The sequence below is a fragment of the Paracoccus marinus genome, assembly GCF_007018965.1.
GTDB lineage: Bacteria > Pseudomonadota > Alphaproteobacteria > Rhodobacterales > Rhodobacteraceae > Paracoccus > Paracoccus marinus.
In genome coordinates this window covers 77,685-97,872 of sequence record NZ_VJYZ01000013.1, presented here as the reverse complement: position 1 = coordinate 97,872, position 20,188 = coordinate 77,685, and the positions used below count along the sequence as shown (strand labels likewise).

21 protein-coding genes are annotated in these 20,188 nt (G+C 69.6%); 9 read left to right on the top strand and 12 right to left on the bottom strand.

The window, feature by feature from the left end; translation table 11 throughout:
* Nucleotides 1-3 precede the first annotated feature (3 nt).
* From hutU to FNF32_RS08190, 6 genes are all read left to right on the top strand, one after another.
* The gene (gene hutU, locus FNF32_RS08215) at nucleotides 4-1,698 is read left to right on the top strand and encodes a urocanate hydratase (protein ID WP_131673647.1); all 1,695 of its coding nucleotides are present in this window, start codon (nucleotides 4-6) and stop codon (nucleotides 1,696-1,698) included.
* On the top strand, nucleotides 1,695-2,255 hold the full coding sequence (locus tag FNF32_RS08210) for a HutD/Ves family protein (RefSeq protein ID WP_131673648.1): 561 nt from the start codon (nucleotides 1,695-1,697) through the stop codon (nucleotides 2,253-2,255). The genes hutU and FNF32_RS08210 overlap by 4 nt, the downstream gene beginning before the upstream one ends.
* Before the next feature lie 152 nt (nucleotides 2,256-2,407).
* Nucleotides 2,408-3,220, top strand: coding sequence for a transporter substrate-binding domain-containing protein (locus FNF32_RS08205; protein WP_131673649.1), 813 nt, complete (start codon nucleotides 2,408-2,410; stop codon nucleotides 3,218-3,220).
* 57 nt (nucleotides 3,221-3,277) lie between these two features.
* Complete coding sequence (locus FNF32_RS08200; protein WP_131673650.1) at nucleotides 3,278-3,925, top strand: amino acid ABC transporter permease; 648 nt, start codon at nucleotides 3,278-3,280, stop codon at nucleotides 3,923-3,925.
* The gene (locus FNF32_RS08195) at nucleotides 3,922-4,590 is read left to right on the top strand and encodes an amino acid ABC transporter permease (protein WP_246087744.1); all 669 of its coding nucleotides are present in this window, start codon (nucleotides 3,922-3,924) and stop codon (nucleotides 4,588-4,590) included. The genes FNF32_RS08200 and FNF32_RS08195 overlap by 4 nt, the downstream gene beginning before the upstream one ends.
* A gap of 2 nt (nucleotides 4,591-4,592) precedes the next feature.
* On the top strand, nucleotides 4,593-5,399 hold the full coding sequence (locus tag FNF32_RS08190; protein ID WP_131673651.1) for an amino acid ABC transporter ATP-binding protein: 807 nt from the start codon (nucleotides 4,593-4,595) through the stop codon (nucleotides 5,397-5,399).
* Between the two features lie 2 nt (nucleotides 5,400-5,401).
* Here the strand turns inward: FNF32_RS08190 and FNF32_RS08185 are convergent, their stop codons facing one another.
* The 3 genes from FNF32_RS08185 to hslU all read right to left on the bottom strand — a co-directional run bounded on the left by FNF32_RS08185 (nucleotide 5,402) and on the right by hslU (nucleotide 7,352).
* Complete coding sequence (locus FNF32_RS08185) at nucleotides 5,402-5,770, bottom strand: DUF983 domain-containing protein (RefSeq protein WP_131673652.1); 369 nt, start codon at nucleotides 5,768-5,770, stop codon at nucleotides 5,402-5,404.
* Nucleotides 5,771-5,781: 11 nt separating this feature from the next.
* Nucleotides 5,782-5,970: a PLD nuclease N-terminal domain-containing protein gene (locus tag FNF32_RS08180; protein WP_131673653.1), complete on the bottom strand. Its 189-nt coding sequence runs from the start codon at nucleotides 5,968-5,970 to the stop codon at nucleotides 5,782-5,784.
* A gap of 83 nt (nucleotides 5,971-6,053) precedes the next feature.
* Nucleotides 6,054-7,352 carry an ATP-dependent protease ATPase subunit HslU gene (gene hslU / locus FNF32_RS08175; protein ID WP_131673654.1) on the bottom strand — a complete coding sequence of 433 codons (1,299 nt, stop codon included), beginning with the start codon at nucleotides 7,350-7,352 and terminating at the stop codon, nucleotides 6,054-6,056.
* Between the two features lie 129 nt (nucleotides 7,353-7,481).
* On the opposite strand from hslU, the gene FNF32_RS15845 reads away from it, so the two are divergent.
* Nucleotides 7,482-7,805 carry a BrnT family toxin gene (locus FNF32_RS15845; RefSeq protein ID WP_425467899.1) on the top strand — a complete coding sequence of 108 codons (324 nt, stop codon included), beginning with the start codon at nucleotides 7,482-7,484 and terminating at the stop codon, nucleotides 7,803-7,805.
* Nucleotides 7,741-8,028, top strand: coding sequence for a BrnA antitoxin family protein (locus tag FNF32_RS08165; RefSeq protein WP_131673656.1), 288 nt, complete (start codon nucleotides 7,741-7,743; stop codon nucleotides 8,026-8,028). The genes FNF32_RS15845 and FNF32_RS08165 overlap by 65 nt, the downstream gene beginning before the upstream one ends.
* Here FNF32_RS08165 and hslV read toward each other — a convergent pair.
* On the bottom strand, nucleotides 8,025-8,582 hold the full coding sequence (gene hslV / locus FNF32_RS08160) for an ATP-dependent protease subunit HslV (RefSeq protein WP_131673657.1): 558 nt from the start codon (nucleotides 8,580-8,582) through the stop codon (nucleotides 8,025-8,027). The genes FNF32_RS08165 and hslV overlap by 4 nt on opposite strands.
* A gap of 21 nt (nucleotides 8,583-8,603) precedes the next feature.
* Here hslV and FNF32_RS08155 point away from each other — a divergent pair, with 21 nt between their 5' ends.
* Nucleotides 8,604-9,590, top strand: a complete 987-nt coding sequence (locus tag FNF32_RS08155; RefSeq protein ID WP_246087743.1) for a hypothetical protein — start codon at nucleotides 8,604-8,606, stop codon at nucleotides 9,588-9,590.
* Between the two features lie 7 nt (nucleotides 9,591-9,597).
* Here FNF32_RS08155 and trxA read toward each other — a convergent pair whose 3' ends face one another.
* From trxA to tsaE, 8 genes are all read right to left on the bottom strand, one after another.
* Complete coding sequence (trxA, locus tag FNF32_RS08150) at nucleotides 9,598-9,918, bottom strand: thioredoxin (RefSeq protein ID WP_131673658.1); 321 nt, start codon at nucleotides 9,916-9,918, stop codon at nucleotides 9,598-9,600.
* A gap of 125 nt (nucleotides 9,919-10,043) precedes the next feature.
* Complete coding sequence (locus FNF32_RS08145; protein ID WP_131673659.1) at nucleotides 10,044-10,628, bottom strand: bacteriocin immunity protein; 585 nt, start codon at nucleotides 10,626-10,628, stop codon at nucleotides 10,044-10,046.
* Between the two features lie 25 nt (nucleotides 10,629-10,653).
* Nucleotides 10,654-11,223: a bacteriocin immunity protein gene (locus FNF32_RS08140; RefSeq protein ID WP_131673660.1), complete on the bottom strand. Its 570-nt coding sequence runs from the start codon at nucleotides 11,221-11,223 to the stop codon at nucleotides 10,654-10,656.
* A 49-nt stretch (nucleotides 11,224-11,272) separates the two neighbouring features.
* Nucleotides 11,273-11,542: a hypothetical protein gene (locus tag FNF32_RS08135; protein WP_131673661.1), complete on the bottom strand. Its 270-nt coding sequence runs from the start codon at nucleotides 11,540-11,542 to the stop codon at nucleotides 11,273-11,275.
* 102 nt (nucleotides 11,543-11,644) lie between these two features.
* On the bottom strand, nucleotides 11,645-15,091 hold the full coding sequence (addA, locus tag FNF32_RS08130) for a double-strand break repair helicase AddA (protein ID WP_246087742.1): 3,447 nt from the start codon (nucleotides 15,089-15,091) through the stop codon (nucleotides 11,645-11,647).
* Entirely contained in the window at nucleotides 15,084-18,047 is a 2,964-nt protein-coding gene (addB, locus tag FNF32_RS08125; protein ID WP_143796558.1) for a double-strand break repair protein AddB, read from the bottom strand. Before addB ends, addA begins: the two co-directional genes overlap by 8 nt.
* Nucleotides 18,040-18,738 carry a nucleotidyltransferase family protein gene (locus FNF32_RS08120; RefSeq protein WP_185961897.1) on the bottom strand — a complete coding sequence of 233 codons (699 nt, stop codon included), beginning with the start codon at nucleotides 18,736-18,738 and terminating at the stop codon, nucleotides 18,040-18,042. Before FNF32_RS08120 ends, addB begins: the two co-directional genes overlap by 8 nt.
* Nucleotides 18,717-20,153, bottom strand: coding sequence for a tRNA (adenosine(37)-N6)-threonylcarbamoyltransferase complex ATPase subunit type 1 TsaE (tsaE, locus tag FNF32_RS08115; RefSeq protein ID WP_131673472.1), 1,437 nt, complete (start codon nucleotides 20,151-20,153; stop codon nucleotides 18,717-18,719). The genes FNF32_RS08120 and tsaE overlap by 22 nt, the downstream gene beginning before the upstream one ends.
* Between the last annotated feature and the right edge of the window lie 35 nt (nucleotides 20,154-20,188).

The window sequence follows — 20,188 nt, the reverse complement described above, 5'->3', positions numbered from 1 at the left end:
TCCATGAACAACCCCGGCAACAACCCCCGTCACAACACCCGCGACGTCTTCCCCGCGACCGGCACCGAGATCACCGCGAAAAGCTGGATGACCGAAGCGCCCTTGCGGATGCTGATGAACAACCTGCATCCCGACGTGGCCGAGAACCCGCACGAGCTGGTCGTTTATGGCGGCATCGGCCGCGCCGCCCGCACGTGGGAGGATTTCGACCGCATCGTGGACAGCCTGCGCGCGCTGAACGACGACGAGACGCTGCTGGTCCAGTCCGGCAAGCCCGTGGGCGTGTTCCGCACCCACAAGGACGCGCCGCGGGTGCTGATCGCGAACTCGAACCTGGTGCCGCACTGGGCGACCTGGGACCATTTCAACGAACTCGATAAGCGCGGGCTCGCGATGTACGGGCAGATGACCGCGGGGTCCTGGATCTACATCGGCACGCAGGGGATCGTGCAGGGCACCTACGAGACGTTCGTGGAGGCCGGCCGCCAGCACTACGATGGCGACCTGAAGGGCAAGTGGATCCTGACCGCGGGCCTGGGCGGCATGGGCGGGGCGCAGCCGCTGGCCGCCGTCATGGCCGGGGCGTGCTGCCTTGCCGTGGAATGCGACGAGACGCGGGCCGATTTCCGCATCCGCACCCGCTATTGCGACGCCAAGGCGCATGACCTCGACGAGGCGCTGGCGATGATTGCCGACTGGACCGCCAGGGGCGAGGCGAAGTCCGTGGCCCTGATCGGCAACGCCGCCGAGGTGTTCCCGGAACTGGTGCGCCGCATGAAGGACGGCGGGCCGCGACCCGACATCGTCACCGACCAGACCAGCGCCCACGACCCGATCCACGGCTACCTGCCCTTGGGCTGGACCGTCGCCGAATGGCGCGCCAGGCAGGAATCCGACCCCAAGGCCGTCGAAACCGCTGCCCGCGCCAGCATGAAGTCGCACGTCGCCGCGATGGTCGATTTCTGGAACGCGGGCGTCCCCACGCTCGACTACGGCAACAACATCCGCCAGGTCGCGCTTGAGGAAGGGTTGGAGAACGCCTTCGCCTTCCCCGGCTTCGTTCCCGCCTATATCCGCCCGCTGTTCTGCCGCGGCGTGGGTCCGTTCCGCTGGGCCGCGCTGTCGGGCGACCCCGAGGACATCTACAAGACCGACGCGAAGATGAAGGAGCTGTTCCCCGAGAACGCGCATCTTCACCGCTGGCTCGACATGGCGCGCGAGCGGATCGCGTTCCAAGGCCTGCCGGCGCGGATCATGTGGATCGGCCTTGGCGACCGTCACCGCGCGGGGCTGGCGATCAACGAGATGGTGCGGAACGGCGAGCTGAAGGCGCCGGTGGTGATCGGCCGCGACCACCTGGACTCCGGTTCCGTGGCCTCGCCCAACCGCGAGACGGAAGCCATGAAGGACGGCTCGGACGCCGTGTCCGACTGGCCGCTGCTGAACGCGCTGCTGAACACCGCATCGGGCGCAACCTGGGTGTCGCTGCACCACGGCGGCGGCGTGGGTATGGGGTTCAGCCAGCACTCCGGCATGGTGATCTGCTGCGACGGGTCCGAGGATGCGGACCGGCGGATCGAGCGCGTGCTGTGGAATGACCCGGCCACCGGCGTCATGCGCCACGCCGACGCGGGCTACGACATCGCGCTGGACTGCGCGAAGGAACACGGGCTGAACCTGCCCGGCATCCTCGGATGAACCCCGGCTTCCAGGTCGTCCGCCGGGGAGAGGCGACCGCCACCCGCTGGAAGAACGGCGGCGGCGTCACGCATCAGCTTGCGACCTGGCCGCCCGGCGCGGGCATGGACGGCTTCGACGCCCGGCTGAGCATGGCCGAGGTCGCCGCGGACGGGCCGTTCTCGACCTTTCCGGGCATCGACCGGACGCTGGGGGTGATCGAGGGCGGGCCGATGGTCCTGTCCTTCGGCGCGGGCAGCCCGGATGTGACGCTGGCGGCGGATGGCCCGCCGCTGCCGTTCCCGGGCGAGGCGCCGGTCCATGCGCGGCTGACGGGCGGGGCGGTGCTGGATCTCAACATCATGACCCGGCGCGGGGTCATGGCGCACCGCATGGTCGCGATGTCGGCGGGCGAGGCGCTGCCCGCGGGCACCGTCGCCGCCGTCGCGCGCGGGCCAGCGACGGTTTGCGGGACGGCCCTGCGGACGGGCGACGCCATACTGGGGGGCGACGCGCTGGCGGGCACGGTCGAGGACGGCTTCGTTCTGGCTGTCGTGCTCGACTGGCTGCCGAAATGACAGGTGCGGCCCGCATGACAGTTTCGCGTCATCTCGCCTATGCTGTGACTTGCCGCGCGCAAGCCGGATCGGTCACGGTGGCGTGCCACGACATTCCGGGCGGCCAGGGCCGGACCGCCCGGCAAACAACGGCCCGACAACAGGAGAGAAAGATGACCCTTCGCACCACCCTGCGCGCCGCTCTGTTCGGGGCGACCGCGCTGGCGCTGACCGCGACCGGCGCGCTGGCCGACATGCTTGCCGACATCAAGTCCGCAGGCAAGATCGTGACCGCCACCGAAATGCACTACGCGCCCTTCGACATGCTGGAAAACGGCCAGTACGCGGGCTTCGGCAAGGAGCTGTTCGACGAGGTCGCCAAGGAATTGGGCGTGACCGCCGAATACCAGGACCTGCCCTGGGCCTCGATCCTGCCGGGGCTGGAGGTCAGCAAGTTCGACTTCGTGAACGCGCCCGTGACGATCACGCCCGAGCGGATGGAACGCTACGCCTTCACCCTGCCGATCAGCGACGCGACCGTGGCGCTGGTCCAGCCCAAGGGCGGGGACCTGACCAAGCCCGAGGACGTGAAGGGCAAGACGGTCGGCATCCAGAAAGGCACGGCGCAGGAAAAGCAGCTTGAAGCCTATGCCGAAAAGCTGGGCGGGTTCGACATCAAGGGCTACGGCTCGCCGGACGAAGCCTATGCCGACCTTGCCGCCGGGCGGCTGGACGCGGTCGCGGGATCGGCCCCGAACCTCGCCTATCTCGCCAAGACCCGCCCCGACGCGTTCGAGACGGTGCAGCCGCCCTTCGGCGAGCCCAAGTACTTCGCCTGGGTCACGCGCAAGGAAGGGTCGGAATCGCTGATCGCGGCGATCGACGCGGCGCTGGTGAAGATCCAGGACGACGGCCGGCTGGCCGCGATGCAGCAGAAATGGTTCGGCGTGACGACCGCGCTGCCCAAGGAAATGCCTGCGATGTGACGACCGGGCGGGCGGGCCGCATTTGGCCCGCCCGCGCAAGCTTGCAAGGGCGCGCGCATGTTTTCGTTCCAGACCATCATTGACAACCTGCCGGTGCTGATCGCCTCGGCCCGGTACACGCTGCTGATTTCCGGTTTGGGCTGCCTGCTGGGCCTGATCTTCGGCGCGGTCGTGTGCATGGGCGCGGTGTCGCGCAGCGTCGCCGCCCGGCGCGTCGCCGGCGTCTATGTCAGCTTCTTTCGCGGCGTCCCGCTGCTGATCCAGCTGCTGCTGGCGTTCTACCTGTTGCCGCTGGTGGGCGTGAACGTGCCCGCGCTGGTCGCCGCGATCCTGACCGTGGGCCTGTGCGCCGCCGCCTATATCAGCGAGATCCTTCGCGGCGCCCTGAACGCGATCCCCAAGGGGCAGGCCGAGGCGGCGATCGCCGTGGGCCTGCCGCCACGCGACATCTGGACCCGGATCCTGCTGCCGCAGGCGCTCAAGATTTCCATGCCGTCGCTGGTCAACGAATTGATCCTGCTGGTGAAAGCCTCGTCGCTGGTCACGGTCGTCGGCATCGTCGAGATCACGCGGATGAGCCAGTCGATCGCGTCCGCGACGTACCGCCCGCTGGAAATCTACCTTGCGGCGGCCTTCATCTACCTAGCCATCAACCTGGTGATCGCGGGCATCGGCCGGACCCTGGAACAAAGGTTCGCGCTGTGATCGACCTGTCGCTTTTCCAGCAATACGGCCCGGCGCTGCTGCGCGGGCTTGGCATGACGATCTTCTGCTGGCTCGTCGGCACGGTGTTCGCCATGGCGCTGGGCTTCGTGATGGCGCTGGTCCAGCGCAGCGTGAAGGCGTGGCCGGTCCAGTGGCTGCTGCGCGCCTATGTCGAGTTCATCCGCGGCACCCCGTTCCTCGTCCAGCTGTTCGTCCTTTACTATGGCGGCCCGATGCTGGGGCTGCGGCTGGACGCGCTGCCGGCCGGCCTGCTGGGCCTGACCATCTACGGCAGCCCCTATTTCGCGGAAATCTTCCGCGCCGGCCTGAACGCGGTCCCGGTGGGCCAGATCGAGGCGGCGCGGGCGATGGGCTTTCCGCCCGGCGCGATCATGCGGCGGGTGATGATCCCGGTGATGCTGGTGTCGGCGCTGCCGGCGCTGGTCAACTTTTCCATCATCCTGACCAAGGAAACCGTGATCCTGTCGATGATCACGGTGCCCGAGATCATGTTCGAGACCCAGACCATGATGGCCGAAACCTTCGCCTTCGCCGAGGCGACGCTGGTCCTCGCGCTGTTCTTCTGGATCTTCGTCGAGGCGATCAGCCGGATCGGCCGCAGGCTGGAACGCCGCGCCACCCACTATCTTCTGGAACGGAGCTGACGATGGCCCTTACCACGACCACCAACGCGGCCTCTGCCCGGCTGGAGAACGTGTCGAAGTTCTATGGCGAGTTCCAGGCGCTGAAGGACGTGTCGCTGGCAATCCCGCCCGGCAAGGTCACCTGCCTGATCGGCCCGTCCGGGTCGGGCAAATCGACGCTGCTGCGCTGCATCAACTTTCTCGAGGAATACGATCGAGGCGGGATCTGGATCGACGACCGGCTGATCGGCTACGACGCCGTGGGCGGCCGCAAGATGGCGCCCGGCCGCCTGCGCGAGATGCGGCGCGACATCGGAATGGTATTCCAGCAGTTCAACCTGTGGCCGCACATGACCGCGCTGCAGAACGTGGCCGAGGGGCTGGAACGGGTGAAGCGCCTGCCCCGCGCGCAGGCGCAGCGGATCGCGGCCGAGGCGCTGGCCAAGGTCGGCCTGGGCGACAAGACCGGCAACCACCCCAGCCGCCTGTCGGGCGGGCAGCAGCAGCGCGTGGCGATCGCCCGCGCCATCGCCATGCAGCCACGCATCATGCTGTTCGACGAACCGACCAGCGCGCTTGACCCCGAGCTGGTGGGCGAGGTGCTGGCGGTGATGAAGCAGCTGGCGGCCGAGGGAATGACGATGGTCGTCGTCACCCACGAGATGGGCTTTGCCGCCCATGTCGCGGACCGCGTGGCGTTCATGGAACGGGGCGAGCTGGTGGCGGCGGGAACGCCCGCGGAAATCTTCGGCAATCCGGCGGATGCCCGGGTCCGGGCGTTCCTGCAAAGCTACAACGACCGCAACGCCTTCGACGTGAAGGCGGGCTGAGGTCAGGCGCCGCGGTCGCGTTCCTCGTTGGCCCACAGGAACGCGACGAACGCGCCCTTGACCAGCCGCAGCAGCACCAGCGTGATGATGGTGGTGACCGCGCAGAGCGACAGCATCAGCATCAGCGGATCGTCGGGAAAGATCGTCCAGCCGATCCAGATCACCGGGATCAGAAGCAACAGCACGATGGTCATCGTGAAGAACGCGGGCCCGTCGGCGGCCCGGTACAGCCCCAGCTTTTCACCGCAGCTCGCGCATTCCGGCACGACCTGAAGATAGCCGCGGAACATCCGCCCCTCGCCGCAGTTCGGGCATTTGCCGAACGTGCCGCGCAGCACCGCCTGCTGCTGGTCGCGTTCGGGGTGGGTCATCGGGGTAACCATCAGCGCGGCGCGTTGTAGTTCGCCTTGGGTCCCGCGAAATACCACGCGATCAGCCCGGCGAAAGGCAGCGCCGCGACCACGATGATCCAAATCAGCTTCGCGCGGCCGGTCGCGTTCGAGTTGAAGATCGACGCGATCGCCCAGACGTCTAGGACGAACAGGATCAAGCCAAGCAGGCCCTTGAACATGTGGTGTGCCTTTCGCAGCGGGGTGTCAGCAAGCACAACCGGCGGCGGCGCAGGATGTTCCGCCGCCGGCCGCGTCGCGGTCCCTAAAGGACGTAGCGCGACAGATCGGCGGACCGCGACAGCTCGCCCAGTTCCCGCTCGACAAAGGCCGCGTCCACCCGCACCTCGTCGCCGCCCTTGTCGGGCGCGGCGAAGGACAGGTCCTCGAACACGCGCTCCATCACCGTGTACAGGCGACGGGCGCCGATGTTCTCGACCGTGCCGTTGACCTCGGCCGCGATGCGGGCGAGCGCGGCGATGCCGTCGTCGGTGAAGCTGACGGTCACGCCCTCGGTCCCCATCAGCGCGGTGTATTGCCGCGTGAGCGCGTTGTCGGGTTCCGACAGGATGCGGACGAAGTCGCCCTCGGTCAGCGCCTTGAGTTCGACCCGGATCGGCAGGCGGCCCTGAAGTTCCGGCAAGAGGTCGCTGGGCTTGGCGACGTGGAACGCACCCGAGGCGATGAACAGCACGTGGTCGGTGCGGACGGGGCCGTACTTGGTGCTGACGGTCGTGCCCTCGATCAGCGGCAGCAGGTCGCGCTGCACCCCCTCGCGGCTGATCTCGCCGCCGCGGCTGTCCGAGCGGGCGCAGACCTTGTCGATCTCGTCGATGAACACGATGCCCGATTGTTCGACGGCGGCGATGGCGGCGGTCTTGATCGCCTCGTCGTCCAGAAGCTTGTCGGCTTCCTCGGCCAGCAGCAGGTCGTGGCTTTCGGCGACCGTCATCTTGCGGCGCGTCTTGCGGCCGCCGAACGCCTTCATCAGCCCCGACAGGTCCATCATGTTGCCAAGCCCCGGCTGGCCCGGCACCTCCATCCCCAAGGGGTTCGAGGTGTCCGTCACCTCGATCTCGATCTGGGTGTCGTCAAGTTCGCCGCGCTTCAGCTTGGCGCGGAACATTTCGCGCGTCTGGTCGCGCGCCTGGTCGCCCGCAAGGGCCGCAATCACCCGGTCCTCGGCGGCGGCACGGGCGCGGGCGCGCACCTCGTCCCGCATCCGCTCGCGCGTGTCCACCAGCGCGGTGTCCACCAGGTCGCGGATGATCTGTTCCACGTCGCGGCCGACATAGCCGACCTCGGTGAACTTCGTCGCCTCGACCTTCACGAACGGCGCCTGGGCGAGCCTGGCGAGGCGGCGGCTGATCTCGGTCTTGCCGACGCCGGTGGGGCCGACCATCAGGATGTTCTTGGGATAGACCTCGTCGCGAATGTCGTCGGCCAGACGCTGCCGGCGCCAGCGGTTGCGCATGGCGACCGCGACGGCGCGCTTGGCGTCGTCCTGGCCGATGATGAAGCGGTCGAGTTCCGCCACGATTTCGCGGGGGGTGAGGTCGGTCATGTGCGTCTCCTTAGTTCCTAAGGAAATAAGCCGAGCAGCAGGGCCCTTGAAGGGGTGGAACTGCAGACTTACAGTTGGTATATACAACTTCATGAGTCGCGCAGGACGTGCGCTCGTTCTCCGGCAAAGATGGGAACAGCAATGTCCGAAGACGATGTCAGATACGAGTGGAACGAAGCCAAGCGGCTTGCCACGATCGAGAAGCACGGGATCGATTTCGTGCGTGCGCCGGGGTTCTTCGCTGGGCCACATGTCGTTGTGACTGCGCGCAGCGAGGCCGAGGCACGTGAGATTGCGATCGGACTTCTGGATGACGTGGCAGTCGTGTTCGTGTTTACCAGGCGCGGCTCGGCGATCCGCGTTATCACTGCTCGGAGGGCCCGGCGAAATGAGCGAGTCAAGCTACAAGACATATACGCTCGACGAAATCCAGCAGATGACGGACCAGACTGATCTGGACCGCCTTCGCCGTGAAGGCGAGTTTGAGGGAGAGGATGAAGATGATTTCGAGATTGATTGGGACAGCGCCGTTCTAGTGCTTCCCCAAGCGAAGAAGGCGATCTCGCTGCGGGTAGATCCCGATGTGTTGGATTTTTTCCGGGCCGAGGGTAAGGGCTATCAGACCCGAATGAACGCGGTCTTGCGGGCCTACATGCAAGCCCGCAAGGCCGGTTAGGCCCCGATCACCTCGACCGTGAGATTGCCGTTGGTGTAGACGCAGATGTCGGCCGCGATCGCCATCGCGCGGCGGGCGACCGTCTCACCGTCAAGGTCGGTTTCCATCAGGCCGCGCGCGGCGGCCAGCGCGAAGTTGCCGCCCGAGCCGATCGCGGCCACGTCGTGTTCGGGTTCCAGCACGTCGCCGGCTCCGGTCACGACGTAAAGCTGCGCGCCGTCGGTCACGATCAGCATCGCTTCCAGGTTCCGCAGGTACTTGTCGGTGCGCCAGTCCTTGGCCAGCTCGACGCAGGCGCGCTGCAACTGGCCCGGCGCGGCCTCGAGCTTCTTTTCCAGCCGCTCCAGCAGAGTAAAGGCGTCGGCGGTCGATCCGGCGAAGCCCACCACCACGTCGCGCCCGCCCGGCGACAGGCGGCGGACCTTGCGCGCCGTGCCCTTCATCACCGTCTGCCCGACGCTTACCTGCCCGTCGCCCGCGACCACCACCCGCCCGCCGCGCCGGACCGCGAGAATGGTGGTGCCATGCCAGCCGGGGAACCTGTCGTCAGCCATCGAAAACCTCCGTCGTTGGGCGTGCAGATAGGTGCGGGGGTGCCCTTCCGCAACCGCGTGGCCGGGGCTAGCCTTGGCGGCATGGCGGCGACGATCCTGCATATCTACCTTGAAGATCCGATGCTTGCGGATGCGCGGGCGGGTCGGTTCAACTTCCTGAACGTGCTGTCGCGGGCGGTCCGCGACGCGGGCTGGAGTGTCGAGTTCGCGCCGACCGGCCCCGCGGCCCGCGCCGCCGCGCCGTCCCGCGACGGCTACGCCTTGTTTCACATGGAGCAGCCGACCCACGACCGCGCGCTGACCTTCCGCCGGGCCTATCACTACCCCTTCTGGTCGATCGAACCGGTGGCCGAGCGCTGGCGCTTTTCGGTCGCGCGGTCGCGGTTCGACCCGGGCACGGTCGATCCCCAGCGCGCCGCGACCTTCGCCGCCCGCCTGCGCGATCGCGTCCTGCCGGGGCCTGCGCCGCGGCGGGGCGATACCGTGCTGGTGCCGCTGCAAGGCCACATCCGCCGCTGCCGGTCGTTCCAGACGATGAGCCCGGTCGAGATGCTGGACCGCGTCTGCGACACGGGACGCCCGGTGGCGGCGACCCTGCACCCGCGCGAGCCGCTGGACGACGCCGACCGCGCGGCGCTGGACGCGATTGCCGCGCGCCACCCGAACCTGACCGTCGGCGGCGACACCGCCGCGATCCTGCGCGACTGCGCCTTTGTCGCCACGCAAAACAGCGCCGTCGCGCTCGACGGCTACCTGCTGGGCAAGCCCGCGGTGCTGTTCGCGCAGATCGACTTTCACCACATCGCGCTGAACGTGGCCGACATGGGCGCGGAACGTGCGCTCGCCGCCGCGCCGACCCACGTGCCCGACTTCGACGCCTATCTGTTCTGGTTCCTGCACCGCCGTGCGATCAACGCGACCGCCCCCGACGCGGGCGCGCGCATCCTTGCGGCCATGAGAAAGGGCGGCTGGCCCATCCGGCCGCCGCCCCAGTTCCCGACCGCGTGAGGCAGGATCAGACGTTCTCGTCGATCCAGGCCTTGAGCGAGGCCTTCGGCGCCGCCCCGATCTTGTTCGACACAACCTGCCCGTCCTTGAACAGGAACAGCGCCGGGATGCCGCGAACGCCCAGCTGGGCGGGCGAGTCCGGGTTCTCGTCGACGTTGACCTTCACGATCTTGACCTTGCCGCCGTATTCCGCGGCGAGTTCCTCCAGCGCCGGGCCGATCTGGCGGCAGGGGCCGCACCATTCGGCCCAGAAATCGACGACGACGGGGGTGTCGGACTGGCGCACGACGCTGTCGAAATCGGCGTCGGTGGCGTGTTGGGTAGCCATGGAATGCTCCTCGGTGACCGGGATGGGGTTGGCTTACAGCTAGGAAGGCGGGGGCGTCCGGTCAAGGCCGGGGATGGGCGGTTGAACAACCGCGCTTCACGGCCGGACGAACGCTTCCCGCACGCTCAGTCTGTTGACAACCCACCCTCACGGAAAAACCTGTCCAGAGCCTCCACGTCACCTGCGTCGAGGACGCCCGGAAACTTCCGGTCAGTTACGAAGACGCCTTCAAAAGCAGAAACCCAATTTTTGCCCCGGAAGAACTGCTGATCCATAGACATGTCCGCGCCGGCTTCGTGAAGCTTGGCGATCTGAACCTCCAGCGAATGGATCATTTCTGATTTCGTCAGTCGTGGAGGAACATTTGCGTAAGCAGGCGCCGTTGCTGCATCGGACAAATTGTCCACATCGTGCCGCCTCGCGTCGACGCTGTCCTTGAACCCCGGCAAGTTGTTCTCAAGTCGAAAGCGCTCGACTTCCTCCAGCATCTTCTCTGGCGAGTCCTTACCCGGCTCGGGCCAGAAAAGGATCCTGTTCCTGCGCGGATCGGGATAGACCAGCTTGTCGAAGTGAGTAACCCAGCGGTCGTTTTCGGCTTCTGTCTTTCCGGGTGCGGTCCCGATGAACTTTATGAAGTCAAGAAACTCACCGCGCGTAAAGTCGGATATGGTGCGCTTCTCAAGGTAGTCATTCCGACGAAACCTCTTCATTTCTTCACTGCCTTCTTTCTCGTTATCAATACAGTTCCTTTGCACCTTGACGGAAATACTTGTTCAATGCCTCCACGTCCCCTGCGTCGAGGACGCCCGGAAACTGCCGTTCCGTCACGAAGACGAATTCGAAAGCAGAAACCCAATTTCCGACCCGGAAGCATCTCTGTTCCACGGACATATCGGCGCCGGCTTTGTGAAGCTTGGCGATTTGAACCTCTAGCAAATGGATCATTTCGGATTTAGTCAGTCGTGGAGGAACAGTGACGTAAGCAGACACTGTTGCTGCATCGGGCAGGTTGTTTCCATCATGCCGCCTCGCGTCGACGCTGTCCTTGAATCCCGGCAGATTGTTTTCACGACGAAAGCGTTCGACCTCTTCAAGCATTTTTTCCGGCGAATCGGTGCCGGGTTCGGGCCAGAAAATTATGTCACATCCCCGAGGATCAGGCTTTACCAGCTCACTGAAATGGAACTTGTACTTGTTGTTCTCTGCTTGTGTTTTGCCCGGGACGGATGCGATGAAACAAATGAAGTCCAGAAACTCCTGACGGGTGAACTCTACAACACTGCTTTTTGCGAGAAAAACGGTCATAGACAAAGGCCCTGTGTCACGCGTTGGACTTTAGTGTGCACAAGGCAACTCAATCCAGGTCCGACATATCCTCATCAAAATAGTCGTTCAGCGCCTGCATATCGCACGCGACAAGGATGCCCGGATGCTTCCGGTTCAGCACGTACACGCCTTCATACGCGAGGAGCCATTCGCCGACCCTCAAGAACTCTGCCGTTTGCCGTACATTGGCCCCGGCTAATGCGAGCTTTGTGATCTGCTTTTCCAGCAAATCGAGCATTTCGGGATCGGTCATTTCCCGACCAGCGGCAGGCGCGGTGCCGCACGGAACATCCTGCATGAAAATACCCTAACCCAATACGCCGCTTACGCTGGCATCGCTTCGCGTCAGTTCCGTGACACTACCAGCCGCGGGCGCTTTTCCGCCGCGCCCCGCATCCGCCTACCGCCGCGCCAGCGCCGCCTCCAGCACCTCGTCCGGCAGGTCCATCAGCGACCGCGCGGTGGTCCACAGCACCGCCGCATCGATCCGCCTGCCGGGGTAGATCAGCGTCAGCGCGGCGCGGTAGGCGGCCATCTGGCGCAGGATGCCGTCCGGCACGTCGCGGGGCGTGGCTGGCACCTCGGCGTTGGACTTGTAGTCGATGGCGACGACGCGGTCGGGCAGGACCAGAAGCCGGTCGATCGTGCCCGACAGGGGGCCCAGGCCGGGGATGTCGGCGGCCAGCGGCACCTCGCGCAGGACAGTCGCGCCGGCGGGGGTAAAGGCGGGGGCCAGCGCCTCGGCGCCGATCACCGCTGCCGCCTCGTCGATGAGCGCGGCGAGGGTCGGGTCGTCGGGCAGGCCGCCTTCGGCCCCGGACAGGGCCGCGCGGGCCAGCGCGGGCCACCGCGCGGGGTCGCGGCCGGGCAGTTCCTCCAGCAGCAGGTGCAGGCGGGTGCCGGCCAGCATCGCCTCGGCCCGCGCGGCCTCGGCGTCGATCCCGCGATCGCCCGACGCGATCGCCTTGGCCCCGCCGAGCGCCGTCGCGGCGATCCGCGGGGCCTTTCGCGCGGGTGCGGGCGGGATGGCAAGCGCCCACGCGGGCAGCACCGTGGGGTCCGCAGGTGCAACGTCGGCATCGGCCGCCGCCTGCGCGGGCCATGCGCCGAACGACAGGCGGCGGGCGGGGCCGACGCCTTCGATCTCGGTCTCGGCTTCGTCCAGCCCCGTGGCCCGGTCCATCCCGGCCGCGACCATGGCGTGCCAGCTGTCCTCGCCCGCGCCGGTCTTGCCCGCCGCGGCCACGATCAGCCAACTTTCCGCCCGCGTCATCGCGACGTAGAGAAGCCGGCGGTTTTCCTCTTCCCGCCGCTCCGCCTCGCGCGTGGCCCAGGCGGCGATGGTGGCGGGGCGTTCGGCCTTGCGGCCGCGCCAGACCGCAGGTGGCCCCTCGGGCGGGGTGATCGTGGGGGCGTCGTGGCTGGCGCCGCGCACGGCGGTGTCGGGCAGGATCACGATCGGGCTTTCCAGCCCCTTGGCGCCGTGGACCGTCATCACCCGGATCAGCCCCTCGCCTTCGCCCGCGGCGCCCGGCTGGCGGCGGATCTCGGCGTCGTCCTCGGCCAGCCAGACGAGGAACCCGGTCAGCGACGGAGGTTCCGCCGCCTCGTAGGTCAGCGCCTGCGACAGCAGCGCGTCGATCCCGTCCTCGGCCTCGTGGCCCAGCCGGCCGACCAGCCGTTCGCGCCCGCCGTGGCGCACCAGCAGGCGGGCGATCAGGTCGTGGGGGCGGATGAAGTCGGCCTGTTCCTGCAGGTCGGCCAGCAGGTCCACCACCCCGCGATGGGCGGCATCGTTCCTCAGCGCGGGCCACAGCCGGCCCTTGCGCGGCGCGGCAAGGCGGTAAAGCTGGTCCTCGCTCAGCCCGAACAGCGGCGAGCGGAGCGCGGTGGCAAGCGCCAGGTCGTCCTCGGGCGTGGCCAGGAACGACAGCACGGCGCGGATGTCGCGCACCGCCATTTCGGCGGCGAGCTTCAGGCGGTCGGCGCCCGCCACCGGCAGGCCCCTCGCCTTGAGCGCGCGGATGAGTTCGGGAAACAGCGCGCTGCGCCGCTGGACGAGGATCAGGATGTCGCCCGCCCGGACCGGGCGCACGGCCCCGCCACGCGCGGGCAGGATCGGCTGGCCGCGCATGGCGGCGATCTGGCGGGCGATCGCGTCGGCCAGCACGGTTTCGGCGGAATCGGGCGTGGGCGCGTCCACCGGGGCGGCCCAGTCGGCGGGCTCGGCGCGGTCGGGCTTCGGCACGGCGGGCCACAGATCGACGCGGCCGGGCATCGCGGTGCGGAACGGAATGTGGTGGGGCGGCACGCCCAGGCCGCGCGCGGCGTCGCCTGCAAAGACCGCGTCCACCACCGACAGGATCGCGGGCGAGGACCGGAACGAATGTTCCAGCGCCGCGTGCTGCATCGGCGGATCGAGGACCGAGAAGGCGGCCGTGAAGCCGGTGCGCCGCTGCTCGAACACGGCGATGTCGGCCCCCTGGAAGGAATAGATCGACTGCTTCGGGTCACCCACCACGAACAGCGTCCGCTGGCCCGACCCAGGGCCGCCGCCGCCATCCCCCCGCGCGCCCGCGCCGGCGGTGAATTCGTCGGTCAGCCGTTCGATCACCTGCCACTGGCCGGGCGAGGTGTCCTGCGCCTCGTCCACCAGGATGTGGTCGATCCCGCCGTCCAGCCGGAACAGCACCCACTGCGCCATCGCGCCGTCCGACAACAGCCGCGCCGTGCGGCTGATGAGGTCGTCGAAATCCAGCCAGCCCTGCGCCTGCTTCGCCGCCGTGTAGCGCGCGCAGAAATCGTGCCCAAAGGCCTGCAGCGCCAGCGTCCGCTCGGCATGGGCGAGCGCCAGCCTGCGTCCCCGTGCGCCCTCGACCCGCCCCATGAGGTGGATCAGGTCGTCCATCAGCGCCGCGCACGGTCCCTTGGCCAGCCCTTGGGTCGGGAACTTGCCGATCTTGGCGCCGAAGGGGCTTGCCGCCTTGTCGCCGTACAGCAGCACGTCCTCCAGCAGCGCCAGCTCGGCCATGGTCGGCGCGTCCCAGCGGCCCACGGCCAGCGTCCGCCCGGCCTTGCCGTCGTTCGTTCCGCTGGCCAGCAGATGCGGGATCATCGCCGCGATCACCAGGCAATCGCCGCCCGGAAACACCTCGGCCAGCAGGCTGCCTTGCGAATAGCCGGGCGAAAGCTCCGCCTGCGACCAGATGCGGTCGGCGCAGGGCGGCAGGTCGTGATCGCGAAGCCCGGCCAGGAATGCGTCCAGCCGGTCCTCGCTCAGCAGCATCGCGATGCCGTTCAGGCTTGCCACCCCGTCCAGCGCCATGGATTCGAGGATCTCGGCCCGCAGGTTCGCGGCCGAGCGGTCGTCGAGTTCTGAAAACCCGTGCGGCACCCCGGCTTCCAGCGGAAAGCGGCGCAGGACGGCGGCGCAGAAGCTGTGGATCGTCTGGACCTTCAACCCGCCCGGCGTCTCGATCGCCTGCGCGAACAGGCGCCGCGCGGCCCGCAGGTCGGGGGCGCCCGCGATCCCCAGATGGGCAAGCTCGGCCCGCAGCGCCTCGTCGGGCAGCATCGCCCAGCCGCCCAGCCGCGCCAGCAGGCGGTTCTGCATCTCGGACGCGGCGGCCTTGGTGTAGGTCAGGCACAGGATGCGTTCGGGCCGGGTCCCGCCCAGCAGAAGCCGCGCCACGCGGTCGGTCAGGACGCGGGTCTTGCCCGAGCCCGCGTTGGCGGTAAGCCAGGTGGACCGCCCCGGATCGGCCGCCGTCCGCTGCGCGCGGGTGGCGTCGTCCAGCGGCGCATCACCACCATCTACCGTCCCGGTCGCGGGCATCCGTTCATCCATGATGGCCCACCTTTCCCGGCACGGCCATGTCGGCCAGCGTCCATTCCCCGAACCGCGAGATCCCGTCGAAGTCGCCGCGTTCGTTCACCGTCATCGGCGCGGCGCGCGCGGTAAAGCCCGCGGCCCCCGTGACATAGGCGGTGACCAGCGCCACGAACTTGTCCCACGTCTCGTCGATGAAGTCGGGCGGGCAGTCGCGGTCCATCGTCTCGCCGTCGCCGCCCAGCCGGATGTAGCTGGTGCCCGACACGCAGCGCCGCTCGCCCAGCCAGCCGCGCTGGATCATCGCGGCCTCCAGCGGCAACTGCTTTTCAAAGGCGCGGATCTGCGGGTCGGTGGGCGGGCTGCCCGACTTGTAGTCATAGACGTGGGCGGTCCCGTCGTGCAGGTGGTCGATCCGGTCGGGCCGCGCGGTCAGCGTGAAGTCCGCGCCGCCGATCGGGTGGGTCACGGCGTGGCGTTCCTCGATCACGGCGGGGCGGCCCAGTTGCAGCCGCGCGTGTTCGTCGGCGGCCAGCCGGTCGGCGATTCGGGCGATCCGCGCGCGCCAGAACAGCCGCATCGCGGGCCACGGCACGTCGCGGGCAAGGACCCGGTCGGTCGCCGCCATCAGCCGGTCGCGCAGGACTGCGGGGCCGTCGGTCGGCGCGGGCGGCGGGGTCAGGAAGTCGCGGACGATGTCGTGCAGCACGTTGCCGCGTTCGGCCGCGTCGGGCCGGGGCCGCATCGGATCCAGCGGGTTCAGCCGCAGCACCTTGCGCGCATAGATCGCGTAAGGATCGCGGATCAGGGTCGAGACGCCGGTCACCGACAGGTCGCGCAACGAGCCGGGCGGCGGGATCGGCGAGGGCCGGGGTTCCGGCGGCGTGGCTTGCGCGGGCGTCCGCAGCGTCGCGGCCATGTCGAGCCACGCCTGCCCGCGCGCCCGCATCGCCCGCAGCGCCTGCGGGCCGTTCTGGTCGCCCCCCAGCCCCTGCACGAGGTTCGCAAGCCGGTTCAGCCAGCGCGAGGGCACCGTTTCGGCCTCGGCGTTGCGCCGGGCGCGGGTCAGGATCACCCGCCTTGCCGACAGGCCGATCTGGAAGTCGTGGGCGGACAGCCCGATCCGCCGCTCGGGCGAGGTCAGCCCCGCCTGCCGCCGCATCTGGCGGCTGAGCCAGGGGTCGGGCGCGGGGGGCTGCGGCCACGCGCCCTCGTTCAGACCGGCGAGGATCACGAGGCCCCGCGCCTCGGTCCGGGCCTCGCGCGGGCCGCGGAACCGGACCAGCGGATGCGCGGCCACGTCCTGCCGCACGGCCTGCGCCTGCAGTTGCGAGGTCAGCAGGTCGGTCATGTCGCCGGGCGTGGCGGCCGGGCCGTCGCCCGCGTGCAGGGCCATGTGGTCCATCACCGCGCGGGCGAGTTCCCCGGGACGCGCGTCCCACAGCCGCGATGCCAGCGCGTCGCCGTCCGGGCCCGCCGCCCACGCCTCGGCCAGCGCGCGCAGGTCGGACAGGCGCGCGGCCAGCGGGCGCGGCCCCCGGTCCAGCGCCAGCGGCTGCATCCGGTCCAGCATCGCCCCGACCCAGCCCGCCCAGGCCAGCCGGTCCGGGTCGGGCGTGTCGCTGCCGGGGCGCTTGCGCGCGCCCCATGCGTCCAGCGCCGCGCGGTCGGGAAAGGCGGGGCCGTGGCGGCGCAGATGCAGTTCCAGGTCGCGGGTGTGCAGCAGGTGCAGGTTGCGCGGCACGGCGTCGCTGCCGGTCGCCGTCAGCGGGTGCTTCAGGATCACCAGCAGCCGGTCGATGGTCAGCGGCTGGCCGAACAGCCGCGCGACGTGGCGCAGGAACAGCCCGGCGGCGGTCAGGGGCAGCGGCTGCCCGGCGCTGTCGTCCGCGATCAGCCGCCAGCGGTCCAGCGCCGCCTGCACCCGCCGCGTGGCGGTGCGGTCCGCGGCGATCAGCGTGACGGCCTCGCCGCGCTCCATTGCCTCGCGGATCGCCAGTGCGATCGCGTCGGCCTCGGCCGCGGGATGTTCGGCCTCGATCAGGGTCAGGTTCCGGGTCGCGTGGACCAGATCGCCAAGGGCGGGCCCCTCGGCGATCCACTGATCCGTCACCGGCGCGGGCCTGAGCGCCAGCGAGATCAGCCGGCCCCGCGCGGGATCGGGGGCGGGCGCGCCGGTCCACGGCCGCGGCGCGCCGAAGCGGCGGACAAGGGGCGCGAACCGCGCCTGCGGATGGTCGTCGGGCGCGTCGCCGTCCTGGTCGAGATGGTCCCAGACGGATTGCGGCGTGTCGAAGTCGAAGCCCGGCAGCACCACCGCGCCGTCGGGCAGCGCCGCGACGGCCTGCATGAACAGGCGCGTGCCGCCATGCGACCCCGTCGATCCGGCGACGATCACCGGCGCGTCGGGCAGGTTGCGGCCCGCCGCCCAGTCCGCCGCCAGCCGCTCGGCGGCGCGGCGCTGGCGCGCCTCGCGGTCCACGGGCGGGCCGGACAGGTGGAACCCGGCCGCGATCCGCAGGAAGGCCAGCGCGCGCTGCCAGTGGGCCGCGTGTTCGGCGGCCTCGATCCGGTCCAGCGCGTCCGCGCCAAGCCCTTCGGACTGCATCTCGGCCATCAGCTCGGACAGGGTCGCGGCCAGTTCCGGCACGCTTTGGCCCGGGCGGGCGTCGGGCGGGATCGCCTCGATCAGCCGCGCCAGCTGCATCCGGCGGGCAAGGGGCGCGGCCAGCGGCGTATCCGCCCCCTCGGCGCCCAGGTCCGCGAGCAGCCGCAGGCGCGGCAGCAGCAGCGGCCCCCGCGTCTCGAAGGCGGCGCGAAGTGCGGTCAGGGTCCGGCCCGAGTTCGCGTGGATCGTGACCTGCGCCAGCGCCTCGGGCGGGCGGGCGGCCATGCGGGCGATCAGCCCGTCCGCAAAGGCCGCGGCGAAATCGACGCCCGCAGGCAGCGCGTAAAGGCCGGACAGGTCAGCCATCGGTCAGCATCGCCTCGGCCAGCATTGCCTCGGCCAGCGGGATGCAGTCGGGCCGGCCCACGTCGCACCAGCGCCCGCGGTGGACGACGCCAAAGGCGCGCCCGTCGGCGATCAGCATGTCCCACAGCCGGTTGAGCGAGAACACCTGCTCGCCGATCTCGGCCAGCCGGTCGGTGCGGATGATCTGCGCGCCGCCATAGACCAGATCGCCCTGCCGCGCGATCCGCCCGTCGGCGGCGATGGCGAAGTCGCCGCCGCCCTGCCGCCCCTCGGCCCGGCCCACGGGCACCAGCATCAACAGCGCGTCCATCCGGCCCGCGTCCCACGCCGCGCGCAGCGCCGCCACCGGGTTCGGCCCGGTCCAGACCACGTCCGGGTTCATCGTGATGACGGGATCGGTGCCCAGCAGGTGCAGCGCGCGGCGCAGGCCCCCGCCGGTTTCCAGCAGCAGGTCGGATTCGTCCGACACCGCGACCTCGCTGCCGTCCAGGTGCTTCACGATCTGGTCGCCAAGGTGGTGGGTGTTGACCACGATCCGCCGCGCGCCGCCGTCGCGCGCCACGTCCAGCGCGCGGTCCAGCAGCGTGCGGCCCGCGACCGGGATCAGCGGCTTCGGCGTGGTGTCGGTCAGCGGCGCCATGCGGGTGCCGCGGCCGGCGGCGAACAGCATCAGGGTGTCGGGCTGGCGCATCGGGCGCGGATCCTTTCGATGACGCTTGCATCCGGGGCGGCGATCCCGTCCAGCGCGGCGGCCAGCGGGGCAAGGTCCGGGTGCGCCACGTCGCGCCGGATCGCGGTCCAGACGCGGGGCATGAACGCAAGGTATCGCGGCTTGCCGTCGCGGATGCAAAGGCGGGTGAAGATCCCCATGATCCTCAGGCTGCGTTGCGCGCCCAGCAGCGCGTAGGCCGCGCCGAACCGCGCGGGGTCCGCGCCGGTCGCGGCGACGTAGCGGGCGACGCAGGCGGCCTCGACCCCAGGGTCCACGTCGCGGCGGGCGTCCTGCAGCGCCGACACGAGATCATAGGCTGGATGCACCGCCACCGCGTCCTGAAAGTCGAGAAGACCCAGCGTGCCATCATCAAGCAGCACGATGTTCTCGGCATGGAAATCGCGCAGCCCCGTCACCGGGGCTATGTCGGCGCACAGCCGGTCCCAAAGCGCCGCGATCGCCTGCGGCACGCCCGCGCCCGCGCCGGGTTCGCCCGCGACCGGCGCGTACCAGTCGGTGAACAGGCCGACCTGGGCGGCAAGCTCCGCCCCGTCCAGCGCCGGGGCGAAGCCGGGCGGGGCGTGGCGGGCCAGGTCCGCGAGCAGGTCGGTGACGGCGGCGTAAAGTTCGGGCGCGCGGGCGGGATCGTCGCCCAGCACCCGCGCCAGCAGGTCGTTGCCCAGATCCTCCATCAGCAGGAGGCCCTGCGCCTCATCGCGCGCCAGCACGGCGGGCGCGTGGAACCCGCGCGCCCTCAGCCAGCCGGTCATGGCGAGATAGCGCGACAGGCTGCCCGGCGGCGGGTCGTCCATCAGCACGGCGCGGCCCACGGGCCCGTGCAGCCGGAAATACCGCCGCGCCGAGGCGTCGCCCGCAAGCGGGTCCAGCCGCGCCTCCGCCCAGCCCGCGCCGTGCAGGAACCCGGCGATCGCGGCGGCGCGGGGGATGGCGGGCCAGCGGGCGGGATCGCCGCAAAGTTCGATCTGACGGCGGTCGGGCGCGGTCTCGCGCAGCATCACCGTCAGCGCGCCGGGCGGCGGCGCGCCCATGCGGTCGGGCCACTCGATCAGGGTGACGGCGGTGGGCAGCGCCTCGTCAAGGCCAAGCTCGACCAGCTCGGACGGGTCGGTCAGGCGGTAGAGGTCGGCGTGCCAGATCTCGGTCCCCGCCGCGTCCTCGTAGGTCTGGACGATGGTGAAGGTGGGGCTGGGCACGTCCTCGGCCGCGTCGCCCTGCCGGGCGCGGATCAGGGCGCGGGCGAAGTGGGTCTTGCCCGCGCCCACCGGGCCGTCCAGCAGCACACTGTCGCCCGGCCCCAGTAGCGCCGCAAGGACGCGGGCGAGACAGGCGGTCAGCGCCTCGTCGGCGTCGGGGATACGGGCGAGCGTGGTCATCGCCCCGAACCTAGCCTTTGCGACCGGCCCGGAAA

What these genes read in the sequence shown, in the direction of transcription:
- FNF32_RS08185 (WP_131673652.1), bottom strand. Translation starts at nt 5,770, where the DNA reads ATGACCCACCCCGAACGCGACCAGCAGCAGGCGGTGCTGCGCGGCACG.
- FNF32_RS08180 (WP_131673653.1), bottom strand. Translation starts at nt 5,970, where the DNA reads ATGTTCAAGGGCCTGCTTGGCTTGATCCTGTTCGTCCTAGACGTCTGG.
- FNF32_RS08145 (WP_131673659.1), bottom strand. Translation starts at nt 10,628, where the DNA reads ATGAAGAGGTTTCGTCGGAATGACTACCTTGAGAAGCGCACCATATCC.
- FNF32_RS08165 (WP_131673656.1), top strand. Translation starts at nt 7,741, where the DNA reads ATGAGCGAGTCAAGCTACAAGACATATACGCTCGACGAAATCCAGCAG.
- FNF32_RS08135 (WP_131673661.1), bottom strand. Translation starts at nt 11,542, where the DNA reads ATGCAGGATGTTCCGTGCGGCACCGCGCCTGCCGCTGGTCGGGAAATG.
- FNF32_RS15845 (WP_425467899.1), top strand. Translation starts at nt 7,482, where the DNA reads ATGGGAACAGCAATGTCCGAAGACGATGTCAGATACGAGTGGAACGAA.
- trxA (WP_131673658.1), bottom strand. Translation starts at nt 9,918, where the DNA reads ATGGCTACCCAACACGCCACCGACGCCGATTTCGACAGCGTCGTGCGC.
- FNF32_RS08205 (WP_131673649.1), top strand. Translation starts at nt 2,408, where the DNA reads ATGACCCTTCGCACCACCCTGCGCGCCGCTCTGTTCGGGGCGACCGCG.
- FNF32_RS08120 (WP_185961897.1), bottom strand. Translation starts at nt 18,738, where the DNA reads ATGCGCCAGCCCGACACCCTGATGCTGTTCGCCGCCGGCCGCGGCACC.
- addB (WP_143796558.1), bottom strand. Translation starts at nt 18,047, where the DNA reads ATGGCTGACCTGTCCGGCCTTTACGCGCTGCCTGCGGGCGTCGATTTC.
- FNF32_RS08190 (WP_131673651.1), top strand. Translation starts at nt 4,593, where the DNA reads ATGGCCCTTACCACGACCACCAACGCGGCCTCTGCCCGGCTGGAGAAC.
- hslV (WP_131673657.1), bottom strand. Translation starts at nt 8,582, where the DNA reads ATGGCTGACGACAGGTTCCCCGGCTGGCATGGCACCACCATTCTCGCG.
- addA (WP_246087742.1), bottom strand. Translation starts at nt 15,091, where the DNA reads ATGGATGAACGGATGCCCGCGACCGGGACGGTAGATGGTGGTGATGCG.
- FNF32_RS08200 (WP_131673650.1), top strand. Translation starts at nt 3,278, where the DNA reads ATGTTTTCGTTCCAGACCATCATTGACAACCTGCCGGTGCTGATCGCC.
- tsaE (WP_131673472.1), bottom strand. Translation starts at nt 20,153, where the DNA reads ATGACCACGCTCGCCCGTATCCCCGACGCCGACGAGGCGCTGACCGCC.
- hutU (WP_131673647.1), top strand. Translation starts at nt 4, where the DNA reads ATGAACAACCCCGGCAACAACCCCCGTCACAACACCCGCGACGTCTTC.
- FNF32_RS08140 (WP_131673660.1), bottom strand. Translation starts at nt 11,223, where the DNA reads ATGACCGTTTTTCTCGCAAAAAGCAGTGTTGTAGAGTTCACCCGTCAG.
- FNF32_RS08210 (WP_131673648.1), top strand. Translation starts at nt 1,695, where the DNA reads ATGAACCCCGGCTTCCAGGTCGTCCGCCGGGGAGAGGCGACCGCCACC.
- hslU (WP_131673654.1), bottom strand. Translation starts at nt 7,352, where the DNA reads ATGACCGACCTCACCCCCCGCGAAATCGTGGCGGAACTCGACCGCTTC.